General features: G+C 36.9%; 10 protein-coding genes. All 10 read right to left on the bottom strand.

The features are described from left to right. Positions 1 to 38: 38 nt before the first annotated feature. The 10 genes from ftsA to BAQ48_RS25020 all read right to left on the bottom strand — a co-directional run bounded on the left by ftsA (position 39) and on the right by BAQ48_RS25020 (position 14,143). Entirely contained in the window at positions 39 to 1,340 is a 1,302-nt protein-coding gene (gene ftsA / locus BAQ48_RS25065; protein WP_071713197.1) for a cell division protein FtsA, read from the bottom strand. 399 nt (positions 1,341 to 1,739) lie between these two features. Continuing rightward, positions 1,740 to 2,516: a cell division protein DivIB gene (divIB, locus tag BAQ48_RS25060; protein WP_071713196.1), complete on the bottom strand. Its 777-nt coding sequence runs from the start codon at positions 2,514 to 2,516 to the stop codon at positions 1,740 to 1,742. Between the two features lie 98 nt (positions 2,517 to 2,614). After that, positions 2,615 to 3,520, bottom strand: a complete 906-nt coding sequence (murB, locus tag BAQ48_RS25055; protein WP_071713195.1) for a UDP-N-acetylmuramate dehydrogenase — start codon at positions 3,518 to 3,520, stop codon at positions 2,615 to 2,617. Positions 3,521 to 3,581: 61 nt separating this feature from the next. After that, positions 3,582 to 4,676, bottom strand: coding sequence for an undecaprenyldiphospho-muramoylpentapeptide beta-N-acetylglucosaminyltransferase (gene murG, locus BAQ48_RS25050; protein ID WP_001265417.1), 1,095 nt, complete (start codon positions 4,674 to 4,676; stop codon positions 3,582 to 3,584). A 103-nt stretch (positions 4,677 to 4,779) separates the two neighbouring features. After that, complete coding sequence (spoVE, locus tag BAQ48_RS25045) at positions 4,780 to 5,871, bottom strand: stage V sporulation protein E (protein ID WP_000749496.1); 1,092 nt, start codon at positions 5,869 to 5,871, stop codon at positions 4,780 to 4,782. 90 nt (positions 5,872 to 5,961) lie between these two features. Then, positions 5,962 to 7,314: a UDP-N-acetylmuramoyl-L-alanine--D-glutamate ligase gene (murD, locus tag BAQ48_RS25040; protein ID WP_071713194.1), complete on the bottom strand. Its 1,353-nt coding sequence runs from the start codon at positions 7,312 to 7,314 to the stop codon at positions 5,962 to 5,964. Further along, the gene (gene mraY / locus BAQ48_RS25035; RefSeq protein WP_071713193.1) at positions 7,315 to 8,289 is read right to left on the bottom strand and encodes a phospho-N-acetylmuramoyl-pentapeptide-transferase; all 975 of its coding nucleotides are present in this window, start codon (positions 8,287 to 8,289) and stop codon (positions 7,315 to 7,317) included. 22 nt (positions 8,290 to 8,311) lie between these two features. Next, positions 8,312 to 9,787 (bottom strand): UDP-N-acetylmuramoyl-L-alanyl-D-glutamate--2,6-diaminopimelate ligase, encoded by a 1,476-nt coding sequence (murE, locus tag BAQ48_RS25030; protein WP_071713192.1) that lies wholly within the window; start codon positions 9,785 to 9,787, stop codon positions 8,312 to 8,314. Between the two features lie 207 nt (positions 9,788 to 9,994). After that, positions 9,995 to 11,911, bottom strand: a complete 1,917-nt coding sequence (locus BAQ48_RS25025; RefSeq protein WP_001266242.1) for a stage V sporulation protein D — start codon at positions 11,909 to 11,911, stop codon at positions 9,995 to 9,997. A gap of 81 nt (positions 11,912 to 11,992) precedes the next feature. After that, complete coding sequence (locus BAQ48_RS25020; RefSeq protein WP_084065092.1) at positions 11,993 to 14,143, bottom strand: penicillin-binding protein; 2,151 nt, start codon at positions 14,141 to 14,143, stop codon at positions 11,993 to 11,995. Between the last annotated feature and the right edge of the window lie 6 nt (positions 14,144 to 14,149).

The following is a 14,149-nucleotide window of genomic DNA, read 5'->3' as shown; positions in this document are numbered from 1 at the left end:
TCGAAATCCCCCTAGAACCTCATTTTTCGTGTCCAATTTTAATCCCATAAATAACGGAATACACGTTTTACTTTTGACATCATACGGTCATCATTTTGATTATTATTGTTTTGATTACGAGTTTTTTGTTTCGCAGGTTGCTGTTGTACCGGCATTGGTGCAGGTACTGGTTCAAAATGCTCTTGCTTTTCCTGCACGTTTTTTCCACGTAATTTAGCTTTTTGATAAGAGTGTTTAATTAATCCAACTCCAATTGTATATTGAGGCTCACGCACACCAATATAATCAGGAGTCGCTATACGAACATTTTCATGTAAAATATCATATGCAAGATCAAGAACACCTGGCATAGAAGCAATTCCGCCAGTTAGTACATAACCAGAAGCAACTTGTTTGATTCCTAACTTACGTACTTCTTCTTGAACAAACATTAAAATTTCCTCTACACGAGCCTCGATAATATCAGATAATTCCAATTGTGAATACTGTTCTGTTTGATCACTTCCCATGATAGGAACCGTAAACATTTCTTCTTCAGATGCTGTATCATAAAAAGCATGTCCATATTTCAACTTAATTTGATCTGCATTTTCTGTTGAAGTTTTCAATCCAATCGCAATATCCTTCGTTATATGGTCCCCACCTAATGGCAATACGCTCGTCGCTTGTAACTCTCCATCTTTAAAAATAGATAACGTTGTAGAACCTCCCCCAATATCAACAAGGGCTACACCTCTATTTTTTTCATCTGAAGATATAGCAACTGTCGCAGCTGCTAACGGTTGAAGACAAATATCAACAATTTCAAGACCTGCTTTTTCTACACAACGAAGTAGGTTATGTAGTAAAGTTCTCGAGCCTGTAATAAGTGTACCTTCCATTTCTAATCTTACACCGATCATCCCGCGTGGATCGTTAATCTCGTCAAGACCGTCTACGATGAACTGTCGAGGTACCACATCAATAAACTCACGTTCAGGAGCAATTGACACAACTTGTGCTGCATCTAGAACGCGTAAGACATCTTCATTCCCGATTTCACGATCTTCATTTGAAACAGCGACTACTCCATGACAAGGAAGTAGCTGTACCTGGTTTGCATTGACACCTACTACAACTTGCTCAATGTGGATTCCCACCATGCGCTCAGCTTGTTCAATTGCTTTTTTAATTGATCGAACAGTCTCGTCTATATCAACTATCGATCCCTTCTTTAAACCACTTGATTTTACATTTCCAACACCAATAATGTTTAAGCTGTCATTAACCATTTCACCAATGATGACTTTAACATTGGATGTACCGATGTCAAGACTAACATATATTTCATTGCTGTTCATTCTTTGGCACCTCCTTCTTTATTTATACCATACAACTCAATATATGGAACAACAATCGCAACTTTACTATTTATAAGAAAAATATTCAACGTCTTTATACGTTTCCCTTTTTTAACCCTATATTTTTCTTATTTTTATTTAACATTCATTTAAGAATATCGCAGTAAACTGTGAATAACTGCTTATCTTGAAATAATTCTATTTCAAGTGTAAAGATTACCGCCAAGTATAAGTCTACACTAAGATGTACTCATAGAAAAGTGAAACTTGTACCAATCCTAGTATGAATCTACGAATTTTTACATATTTTTCATCAAATGAACCATTCTTGTAAATTCATACGCTCACAATAGAACGTCTGTTTCGTTTTTCTATAATAACGTAGCGAAAACTACCGTTCTATTCTTTTTTTTCTTCTGCTTCTAACTCTTTCGTATATGCTCCTACTTCTAAGTCAATTAATACCTTCTTACCTGGTTCAATTGTTTTTAAAATAAGAGGATAAGCTTCCATACGCTTTGCGAAATTTTGAATGGTAGTGCTCACTTCATACCCTTCATTCATATATAAAGTAAGATGGTCTTCATTCGCATTCGTAGGTGAATAACGGATTTCAGAAATGGATCTTAAAATAGTCGGTGTTAATTTTTCTAACTCAGCAATTAACTCTTTCATTTTTTCCTCTTTAAAAGGTTCAAAAATCGGTGCTGCAACAGGAAGTTTTCCGTTTGGGAGTACATCAAGTGTTTTCCCATTTTCCAACAACGGTTGTAATTTTCCATCTTTGTTTATATAACCAATCGTTACATACTCTTCAATATGAACATCAATTTTGTTCGGAAAACGTTTTTTTACATTTACTGCTTTAATTTCTTTTCGTTTCGTTAAGTTTTCTTCTGCTTTATGTGCTGTCACTCGGAAATAACTTGTATCATATGTCACACCTGATTCCTTCATCACTTGTTCATCCGTCATATAATGATTTCCAAGTACACTTATCTTTTTTATATTACTAAGCGGAGACCGAAAATAAATTAAAAAGAGTACTAATAAAAATAAAATTGATATGTATAAAATCAATCGATGATTAACATTTTTTTTGTTTTTGTTTTTTTTCTTTTGATTTTTCAACTTTGGTACACGATCTTGTAGTTTAATCACTTTACTATTTTTCATGTACGATCCCCCTATGTAACATAAAGAACGGCATGTTCCTCATGCCGTTCTTATCTTCTTATTATAACATAAATGATAATGAGCGGAACGAATAACCGTTATCTTCCAATGATTTCTACTTCTGTATGCATATCTATACCGAATTTATCCTTAATCGTATGTTTTATCAATGCGATTAAGGATAATACATCTTGCGCTGATGCCCCTCCAGTATTAACAATAAAATTCCCGTGCATTTCAGAAATTTGGGCTCCACCTATTTGATAACCACGAAGCCCCGCTTTTTCTACTAAATTTCCTGCAAATTCTGGGAGGGGATTTCGAAATACACTTCCTGCACAAGGATGATTCCACGGCTGTGTTTCGCGGCGGTAATCTTTATTCTTTTGCATGTTTCTTACAATTTCCTCACGCTTTCCTACCTGTAATTGAAACTCCGCTTCCAAAACAATACCAGGACGTTTCGTTTGTAATACAGATGTACGATAAGAAAATTCCATTTCTCTATTCATCAACCACTCAATTGTTCCGTTTTCAAATAGAATAAGAGCCTTTGATAACACATTTGATATATCTGATTTATGTGCACCTGCATTCATATACACTGCGCCACCAACACTCCCTGGAATACCACTTGCAAATTCCAGTCCAGCTAACCCTTGGCGACTAAGTAAAGTTGACAATTTAATAAGGGGATATCCACCACCAACTCTTACTCTATGGTTTTCGACCTCTAAGTGGTCTAATCCTTCTCCTAAACGAATAACGACACCTTCTATCCCTTTATCAGATACGAGAAGGTTTGAACCTCGACCAATTACAGTCCACTTTGTTTTATATTGCTTTACTAGCTGCAATGTCTTCTCAATACTGGTAACATGCTTTGGCACAATTAAAATATCAGCTGGTCCACCTATTTTCATAGTAGTGTAACGCGCTAACGGTTCGTTAACTAATACTCGACCAACATTTGCTTTTATAAGCTCATTTACTAATTGTTCCATAAACGATCTCCCCCATATTAAGTCTCCTTATTACAGTAGTATGCAGGTCGTTCACCTAACGTTATTTTTTCACAAGCTTATTCATTACTTCGTACAACTTATTTGCCGCATCTGGAATACCTAATTGCTTAGCAGCTAGCTTCATATTTTGTAATGTTTGTGCATCTAATAAAATCTCATCAATATCACGAATTAGCGTTTCAGACGTTAAATCTTTTTCAAGTAGCATTTTTGCTGCTCCTTTATCAACAACTGAACGTGCATTTTTTTCCTGATGGTTATTTGTTACGTACGGACTCGGAATTAACACACTTGGCTTACCTAACGCTGTTAATTCTGCAAGTGTTGTTGCCCCCGCTCTTGAAACAACAAGATCTACACCTGTAAGTACTTCTGGCATGTTATGAATGAAAGGTTTAATGATAACATTATCTGGATTCCCCTTTTGCTTCACCGCTTCCATCACTTTGTCATAATGTACTTCACCTGTTACATACAAAATTTCGTAACTTTTATTCCCAAATTGTTCTATCGCCTCTACAAAGGCGTCGTTAATCGGTCTAGCCCCACGACTCCCTCCGAAAATAAGTACGGATTTTTTAGGAAGAGATAAACCTACTGAACGCTTTCCTTTCATTCCATTTTGATCCATTACTTCTGAAGCTCGTGGATTACCTGTCATAACCACTTTTGACTGTGGAAAATGTTCTGTCGCTGCTTCAAAACAAACAGCAACTTTATCAACATAACGACTTAAAAATTTGTTCGTTACACCTGGTACACTATTCTGTTCATGTACAATAGTTGGAATACCTAATTTTGCTGCAGCATACACAACTGGGCCACATACATATCCACCCGTTCCAATCACAATGTCCGGATTAAAACGACGGATATATCGTTTACTATCTTGTACACCCTTTAGGAAACGCATTACTGTTTTCACATTATCTAACGATATTTTTCTTTTAAATCCACTTATAACAATAGATTGAAACGGTATACCTGCTTTTGGAACAATTGTACTCTCCAATCCATTTTCTGTACCAATATATAAAAACCTTGCTTCTGGATTTAACTTTTTTATTTCTCTAATTAAAGCAAGAGCCGGATAAATATGACCTCCAGTACCCCCACCACTTACTAATACACGCACTACTAACTCCTCCGCTTCTCATTTCTTATTTCAATCGTATTTATTTCTATATACATATTGTATTTTCACACACATACGAAAAACCCTGTCTTATAAACAGGGTTTAGTAGCGAGAATGGCGACTTATATTTAATAATACACCTACCGCCATTAACATTAATGTTAAACTTGATCCACCATAACTTAAAAACGGTAAAGTAATACCCGTAACAGGCATCAGTCCTGTTACAACACCAACATTAATCATTACTTGAATCGCAATCATCGCCACAATACCTACTGCTAAAAACGTACCATATAAATCTGGCGCTCCTAATGCGATACGAATCCCGCGCCATAATAATAGACTAAATAATAATAACACAAATGAACCACCAATAAAACCTAATTCCTCGGATAAGATTGCAAATATAAAGTCTGTTTGTGGTTCAGGTAAATAAAGAAATTTTTGTCTACTTTGTCCAAGTCCAAGACCGAATAATCCACCAGGTCCAATTGCGAGTAATGATTGGATAATTTGAAATCCACTTCCAAGCGGATCTGACCACGGATCTAAATATGATGTAATGCGTTTCATTCGATACGGTGCTGATACAATTAACCCTACAAATCCTGCTACACCAAGCAAACCAAACATTGCAAAGTGAAAGACCCTTGCTCCCGAAATAAATATCATAATGATACATGTCCCAACCATTACCGTCCCTGTACCAAGGTCTGGCTGTAACATAATCATCCCAAAAGCAAGAAACACAAAACTAAGAGCCGGTAATAAACCACGTTTAAAAGATGTAATTAATTTTTGCCGTTCCGCTAAAAATTTTGCCAAGAAAATTATCATCGCAAACTTCATAAACTCTGACGGTTGAATCGAAAATGCTCCGATTCCAATCCAACTTCGTGCTCCCCCTCGAACAAGACCAACTCCTGGAATAAGAACGAGAATAAGAAGAATGAAACAAACTAGCAAAATTACTTTTGAGTACGTACGCCACACCCAATAATCAATTTTCATAATCAAAAACATAGCCACTACACCAAGACCTGCAAACAGTAATTGTCTTTTTGCAAAAAAGAATGAGTCCCCCATTTTATAAGAGGCCCAAACTGCACTCGCACTGTAAACCATAATCATTCCGATTGTCAACAACGAAAGTGTAACGATGATGAGAATAAAATCAGGCGATTTCTTCATTACCCATAAACACCACCTCTTTAGGCAGAACCTTTTGCCCTATGTAACAAAACATCAGTAGGTGTTAGCCTACTGATGTTTTGATTTACTTTATATAAGTTTATGCACAGCTTGTATAAAAATGTCTCCTCTTTCTTCAAATGTTTTAAATTGATCCCAGCTTGCACATGCTGGAGAAAGAAGAATAACATCGCCGTCTGTAGAATGAGCATAAGCTTTCACAACTGCTTCTTCTAAAGTATCGACACTTTCAATTATATCTAATCCGGCTTTCCCTGCTGCCCTTACTAATTTTGGTGCTGTTTGTCCAAATGTTACAATCGCTTTTACATTTTTGAAATATGGAATTAAATCATCGAATTCATTTCCACGATCAAGCCCACCTGCTAGTAACACAATCGGTTGTGCAAACGCAGATAATGCTTTCTCAGTTGCTAGCATATTCGTCGCTTTCGAGTCATTATAAAACTTACGATTGTTAAGAGTTGTTACATATTCTAAACGATGTTTTACACCTGTAAAACGTTTTAACACTACCGTAATCGCTTCGTTAGAAACACCTAACAATTTCGCAATACTCATCGCAGCTAAAATATTTTCTAAATTATGCTGACCTGGTAAAACGATATCACTTACTTCAACAACTTTTTCCCCTTTAAAATAAAGAGCATTGTCTTTTATATACGCACCATCTTCAATTTCTTTCGTTGTCGAAAACAATACTTTTTGTCCTTTAGTATTCACAGATAAGGCCATCACATCTGCATCATCTGCATTTATTACACTATAATCGTTTTCTGTTTGGTTTTTAAAAATATTTGCTTTTGCTAAACCATATTCCTTCTTCGTCCCATGATAATCTAAGTGGGCTTCAAATAAGTTTAAAAACGCAGCAATTTTAGGCTGGAATGATTCTACTCCCATCAATTGGAACGATGAAAGTTCTGTAACTACAACTTCATTTTCTTTTGCATCCTGCGCTACTTCACAAGCTACAGTTCCTATGTTTCCTGCAATAACAGGATGCTTTTGTCCTTCTTTTAACATTTCAAATGTAAGCATTGTCGTTGTCGTTTTACCGTTAGATCCCGTAATTCCAACAAATGGAGCTTCTGAAATACGATATGCTAATTCCACTTCTGTCACTATTGGAATTTGCTTTTCTTTCGCAGCAACTAATATTGGATTAGAATACGGAATCCCCGGATTTTTTACAACAAGTGAGATATTTCTCTCTAACAATTCTAAAGGATGACCGCCACATACAACGTCCATTCCTTTTGCTTGCAATTCTGCAGCAAGTACATTTTCTGCTAAAGGCTTTCCGTCATTTACAATAACATTTGCCCCTAATTTTTGTAACAAGGTAGCTGCTGCATAACCACTTTTTGCAATGCCTAGTACAAGAATATTTTTATTTTGAAATTCAGTTACAGTTTTCAATTACATCCACACCCCGATATAAATTCCTAACACAGCTAATAAAAATCCTACAGACCAAAACGTTACCACGACGCGCCACTCTGACCAACCACATAATTCATAATGGTGATGTAATGGACTCATTTTAAAGACACGTTTTCCTGTTGTTTTAAACGAAATAACTTGAATAATAACAGATAAAGTTTCCGCTACGAATACGCCGCCAATAATTACAAGTAGCAATTCTTGTTTTAATAAAATTGCTACAGCTGCGATGGCACCACCTAAAGCTAAGGAACCTGTGTCTCCCATAAATACTTTTGCTGGATTCGCATTGAACACTAGAAATCCAAGTACAGCTCCTACAACCGCCATACAGAATATTGCTACTCCAAATTGCTCTTGTGCTACAGCAATAATACTAAACGCCCCAAATGCAATAGCAGCTGTTCCTGATAATAAACCATCTAAACCGTCAGTTAAGTTAACTGCATTTGATCCACCAATAAGCATAAATAGTACAAGTACAAAATACGCCCAACCTAATTCAAACTTAACATCCGTTCCCGGAATCATGATGTATGTGTGAAACGCTTGCCCTTTTCCAATTAAAAAGAACGCAATAGCAATAACAAGCTGACCTACTAATTTTTGTTTTGATGTTAACCCAAGATTTCTTTTCTTAACTACCTTTATGTAGTCATCTAAAAATCCAATCAGTCCGTAACCAAACGTCACTAATAGTAATAACGATACCTCTGCACCTAAATGATTAAACTTAATCGCCATAATAAGTGAAGTCACCATCATAGATACATATATGACAATACCACCCATTGTCGGTGTCCCTGATTTTTTTTGATGTGACTTTGGTCCCTCATCACGAATACTCTGTCCGAACTTTAATTTTCTTAAAAATGGAATAAACAATGGCGATAGGGCAACAGAAATTAAGAATGCTACCCCAGCCGTTACTAATAAACCTTGCTCAAGCACATGTAGTCCTCCTCTCACGTTGTTACTCTTCGTTGTTTAAACGCTCTGTAATTGCTTCTTTAGCGACTTCACGATCGTCAAAATGATGAACATCTTTACCAATAATTTGATACGTTTCATGACCCTTACCAGCAATGATGATGATATCTTCAGCTTTCGCGTTAGAAATTGCATGGTATATCGCTTCTTTTCTATCAATAATCACTTCATAATTATTCCCATTTGCACCCTGTACCATATCATCTAAAATAGCTCCTGGCTCTTCACTTCTTGGATTATCTGAAGTGTAAATTGCGTGAGTTGCATATTTTGTTGCAACACTTGCCATGATTGGTCTCTTCGTTCGATCTCTATCACCGCCACAACCGACGATGCAATATACGTCACCTTTTGCAAATTGTTTTGCTGTTTTCAATACATTCTCTAAGCTATCTGGTGTATGTGCATAATCAACAATAACTGTATAATTTTGTCCACCATCAACTACTTCAAAACGTCCTGGAACTCCAGCTAGTTTCTTTATCACATCAATGACAGTTTCTAAACTTACACCAGAAACAAGTCCTGCCGCTGTTGCCGCTAGTACGTTATATACATTAAATTTCCCAATCAATTTCATCGTAACATTTACGCTTTCATACGGTGTTACAAGCGTGAACGTAGTTCCACCACTTGTCATAACGATATCTTTTGCCATAATATCACTTGTTGTATCAATTCCATACGTTACAACAGTTGCTGCAGTACTTCTCATATATTCCGCTGTTACAGCATCATCGTTATTCAGTACCGCGTATTTTTCACGATTATGATTATAACTATTGCCAAGTTGTGCAAATAGCAATCCTTTTGCATGTTTATATTCTTCCATCGTTTTATGATAGTCTAAATGATCTTGTGTTAAATTTGTAAACACCGCTACATCGTAATCACATCCGTGTACACGACCAAGATCTAAAGCATGTGACGAAACTTCCATTACTGTGCTATCCACACCGTATTCAACCATTTTTGAAAATGTCTGTTGAAGTGTTAGTGCATCTGGCGTTGTATTTTTCACCTCAAATGTTTCATCACCGATTTTCATATTAATCGTTCCAATTAGCCCCGTTTTATGACCATGTGCGCGCATAATCTCATCCATAATATGCGATGTTGTTGTCTTTCCATTTGTACCTGTAATTCCGATTAAATGTAACTTGTGTGTTGGTTGACCATAAAAATAATCAGCTAAAACCGCTAACGAACGAAAAGTGTTTTTCACAAGTACAACTGGAACGTCAACATCAATTGGTCTTTCCGCAACAATAGCAGCCGCTCCTTGTGCCGCTGCTTGCTTAGCAAAATCATGGCTATCAACCGTATATCCTTTCATACATACAAATAAGCTTCCCTCTTTCACTTTACGTGAATCAGCTTCTATAGATGTGATTTCTGGATTTTCTTTTGGAACAACTGGAAAATCATGCAAACATGATACAAGTGTATGCAACTTCATTTCACTAAACCCTCTCTACATTGTGTATTTATCTCTTTTTCAATAAGCAACACGCTACCTCCTAATTATGTAAAATAGGAGGTAAGTGCTACTGTGTCTAATAAATAGACCTATTTATAACTGAGACTCTTACGGCCTCAAATTAAGTAACTCTTCTATAAAGAACTCACTTCCACCAATTGTACCATAAAACGTACTATGTTACCTTTAATTCCCGAAGTAAATTCTAATTTTCGAACCTTCTTTTACTTTAGCCCCAGCTTCTGGTGATTGTTTAATTACTTTCTCTCCATCACCACTTATATCAAGCTTCAAATCGACAAGCTGCGTCTGTAAATCTTTCTTTTTCATACCAATTAAATTCGGGACTTCCACAGTTGGTGTATCGCCCCATTTATATTCTCTCTCAACTTGTTCTTTTCTCGGTTTCACTCCCATAACAGGAAGTGCATCTCGAAGAATATTCCCAACAATTGGAGCCGCTACTACTCCACCAAACTGCGTGACTCCTTTTGGATTATCAACAGCAACATAGACAACAATTTGCGGATCATCTGCTGGAGCAAAACCAATAAAGGATACAATATAGTTATTTTCTAAATATTTTCCATCCTTTACCTTTTGAGCAGTTCCTGTTTTCCCACCTACGCGATATCCATCAATATATGCACCTTTACCAGACCCTTTCGCTACAACATTCTCTAATGCGTAACGAACTTTTTCTGAAGTTTCCTTGGAAATAACTTTCCTTTTCTCAACAGGTGTCTTTTTACTGACAACTTGATTATTTTTTGGATCGATAAATTCCTTAGCTATATACGGTTGATACAACGTTCCGCCATTTACAGCTGCAGCTACTGCTGCTACTTGCTGTATTGGTGTAACAGAAACACCTTGACCGAACGAAGTCGTTGCTTGCTCGACTGGACCGACTTTATCTAAATTAAATAAAATCCCGCTACCTTCGCCTTGCAAATCAATGCCTGTTTTCTGTCCAAAGCCGAAATTACGAATGTATTTAAACAATCGGTCTTTACCAAGACGATCACCTAGTTCAATAAATCCTGGGTTACAAGAGTTTTGAACTACTTCTAAAAACGTTTGGCTACCATGACCTCCTGCTTTCCAACACTTCAATCTAGCTCCACCAACTTCAGCCGCTCCATCATCATAAAACGTATCTTTCTCTAAGTCTACTAAATTTTCATTCAAAGCTGCGGCTAACGTAATGATCTTAAATGTTGAACCAGGCTCATACGTACTCCATACAGGTAAGTTTCTGTTATACACCTCAGGAGAGACACTTTGAAAATCTGCTGGATCAAAACTCGGCCGGCTTGACATACCTAAAATTTCACCATTTTTCGGATTCATTGCAATTGCAATCATACCGTCTGGATTATACGTTGACTCTGCAATATTCATTTCTCTTTCCATAATCCTCGTAATTCGTGCATCAATTGTTAGCCCCAAATTCAATCCAGCTTCTGGTTTTTTGAAATCATCACCAACGTTAGGCATTCTCTGTCCTTTCGCATCTGCAAAAAAGCGCACATGACCTTTATCACCATTTAGCTCTTTATCATAATATTTTTCTAGTCCCATGAGACCTTGGTTATCACTACCTGCAAACCCTAATACATGTGATAAAAAGTTTCCAAATGGATAGTACCGGATCGAATCCTCTGCGATATACACACCTTTCAAACTTAATCCTCGTACCTCTTTCGCTTTGTCATGTGATATTTTCCTTCCGCCTTTGTCTAACCTTACAATTGACTCTTTTTTTGTAACTCTCTTATAAATCTCATCTTTTTCCACACCTAATACTGCAGCTAGTTTCTCTGCAGTCTCTGCTGGTTTTTCAATTTGCCTTGGTACAACAAAGACAGTTGGGGCACTTTTATTCGTGGCAAGTTCCACACCATTTCGGTCTAAAATCTTCCCCCGTTCAGGTTCAAAAGTAATATTACGACTCCATGAATCCTTCGCACGATCCGTTAACATATTTCCAAGAAAAAACTGCACATATCCAAGACGAATATCAATGATAGTGAAAATAAGTATACCTGATATAAGTATAAAAATAAGTCGTTTTCTAACTGTTACATTTGATACACGCATATTGGAACAAGCCTCCTTTACGCCTAGCTTGTTCCAATATATGCTTGTACTTATTTAATTAGAACTTTTCGCTTCTTACCATTACGGTTTTTCTGCTTCTTGTTGCGGTTCGAGTGGTGGTACGAGTGTAACACCTAATTCTGTACCCGGTTGCAATAATGTTCCTTCTGCTACACTTTGTTCGGTTACGTACCCAGTGCCAGAAGGTTTTAAATTAAGCTGTAATGTTTTTGCTAAATTCATAACATCACGCAGTGCCCAACCTTGTATATTCGGCATTGTAGGCTTATCTCCCACTAAGAAGACCCGATCTCCTCTTAATGTTTGTTCAGTCGCTTTTGGTACTTGTTGCTGTATTTTTCCTTCACCTAATACGATTGGACGGAGTTTTGCTTTATCGATTGCTTTCCCTGCTTCTGCCATCGTTTTTCCAGTTACATCTGGAACTGCTGTTTGTTGCTCTTTCAAATATTTTTTCGGATCTTTCACTTCATTCGGCTTAATCTTTAAATACTCTAAACTATTTTTTGTTACATATTTAAAGATATCAGCTAAAGGCTGCGCGCCATTTTCATCATCTTTTAACTTCGGCTGTTTAACAGCCACATACACAACAAGTTGTGGGTCGTCCATCGGTGCCATACCTAAGAATGAGAATATATAATTCTCTCTTCCTGTCATATATCCACCTTTTCCATCGGGAATTTGTGCTGTCCCAGTTTTACCACCCACTGAATACCCATCAACTTTATATGCGGTTCCTGTTCCTTTAGGTGATGTAACAACGCGTTCTAATAACTGCCTTACTTGCGCTGCTGTTTCTTTTGTAACAGGCTTTCCTACTTCTTCTGGTTTATGTTCTAATTTTACTTTCCCTGTTATCGGATCTACAATTTTATCAATTGTATAAGGTTTCATCATTTTCCCATCATTTGCAATAGCTGTTGCAGCTTGTACAAGTTGAATAGGCGTTACAGTAGAACCTTGTCCAAATGCTGTTGTTACTTGCTGTATTTGCTGATCGAATAAAATTGTATTTGAACCTTCACCAGGTAAATCAATATTCGTTTTTTCATCTAATCCGAAAGCATGGATATACTTACGAAAACGTTCCGGACCAAGCTTTTGATCACCTAAAATAGCAAATGCTACGTTTGAAGAGCGCTCTACCCCTTCATCAAACGTAATAGAGCCCCAACCAGCACCACCGTTATGATCTTTTATTTTCCGATTACCAACTTGGTATGTACCAGATTGATAATAATCTTGTCCTTTGTACACACCTTCATTAATAGCGGCCGCTAATGTGAAAATCTTCATTGTTGATCCAGGTTCAAATGCATTTGCAATCGCATCATTAAAGAAATATTTAATTTGACGCTCATTTGGATCATAACTAGGTTTACTAGACATCCCTAATATTTTTCCGGTTTTCGGATCCGCAACAATCCCTATTAAACTTTCTGGCTCATAATGCTTATTCGCAGCTTTCATCGCATCTTCTAAATAACTTTGAATACGTTGATCCATTGTTAAATACACGTTATCTCCATTTTTAGGGGCTTCTACGTTAACTTTTCCGCCATCGAGAGATACACCTTTACGATCACCTGTATAAGCTACTTTCCCATTAGAAGCACTTAAATATTTATCCAAACTTTGTTCTAAGCCAAATTGACCTACCGAAGTTCCTTTATCATTTGGTTTCGCATGACCTATAACGTAAGATGCAAAATCACCATTTGGATATACTCTGGCATTTTCTGTAATGAAGGATATTCCAGGCAACTTCAACGCTTCTATTTGTTCCTTCTGCTCTTTCGTCAGATCCTTACCTAGCGTTCCAAATTCAACTTGACTTCTACCTTCTTTATTTAATGCAGCTAAAATATCTTCTTCACCTTTTCCGAGTACTCCCGCAATTTTCTTTGCGGTACCCTCTTTATCCTTAACAGGATTAGCACCTTTTAATTCTGCTACAAGTTTATACGAATTTGCGTCTTGCGCTAACACATGACCGTTTTGATCATAAATTGTTCCTCGATTCGCTTCGAGGACTCCTGTTTTGCTATGTTTTTGCTTAGCAAGTGTATCCAAATCTTGGTTATGCACAGTTCCTGTCGCTTGTATGTAAAAAAATCGGGCTAATAACAGCAAAAAGAGCAGGAGGAATAATATCATAAAATACCCTGCTCCCTTATTGGTATGAAATTTAGTCATATTACTCTTCATCTTTCC

Source organism: Bacillus luti (assembly GCF_001884105.1).
Classification (GTDB): Bacteria; Bacillota; Bacilli; order Bacillales; family Bacillaceae_G; genus Bacillus_A; species Bacillus_A luti.
Note: the sequence above shows the minus strand (reverse complement) of the source record. Positions and strands in the feature narration are given on the sequence as shown.

Excerpts from the sequence above, each read along its gene's own strand:
- BAQ48_RS25020 (WP_084065092.1), bottom strand. The coding sequence starts at position 14,143 with ATGAAGAGTAATATGACTAAATTTCATACCAATAAGGGAGCAGGGTAT.
- murB (WP_071713195.1), bottom strand. The coding sequence starts at position 3,520 with ATGGAACAATTAGTAAATGAGCTTATAAAAGCAAATGTTGGTCGAGTA.
- divIB (WP_071713196.1), bottom strand. The coding sequence starts at position 2,516 with ATGAAAAATAGTAAAGTGATTAAACTACAAGATCGTGTACCAAAGTTG.
- ftsA (WP_071713197.1), bottom strand. The coding sequence starts at position 1,340 with ATGAACAGCAATGAAATATATGTTAGTCTTGACATCGGTACATCCAAT.
- murE (WP_071713192.1), bottom strand. The coding sequence starts at position 9,787 with ATGAAGTTGCATACACTTGTATCATGTTTGCATGATTTTCCAGTTGTT.
- BAQ48_RS25025 (WP_001266242.1), bottom strand. The coding sequence starts at position 11,911 with ATGCGTGTATCAAATGTAACAGTTAGAAAACGACTTATTTTTATACTT.
- spoVE (WP_000749496.1), bottom strand. The coding sequence starts at position 5,871 with ATGAAGAAATCGCCTGATTTTATTCTCATCATCGTTACACTTTCGTTG.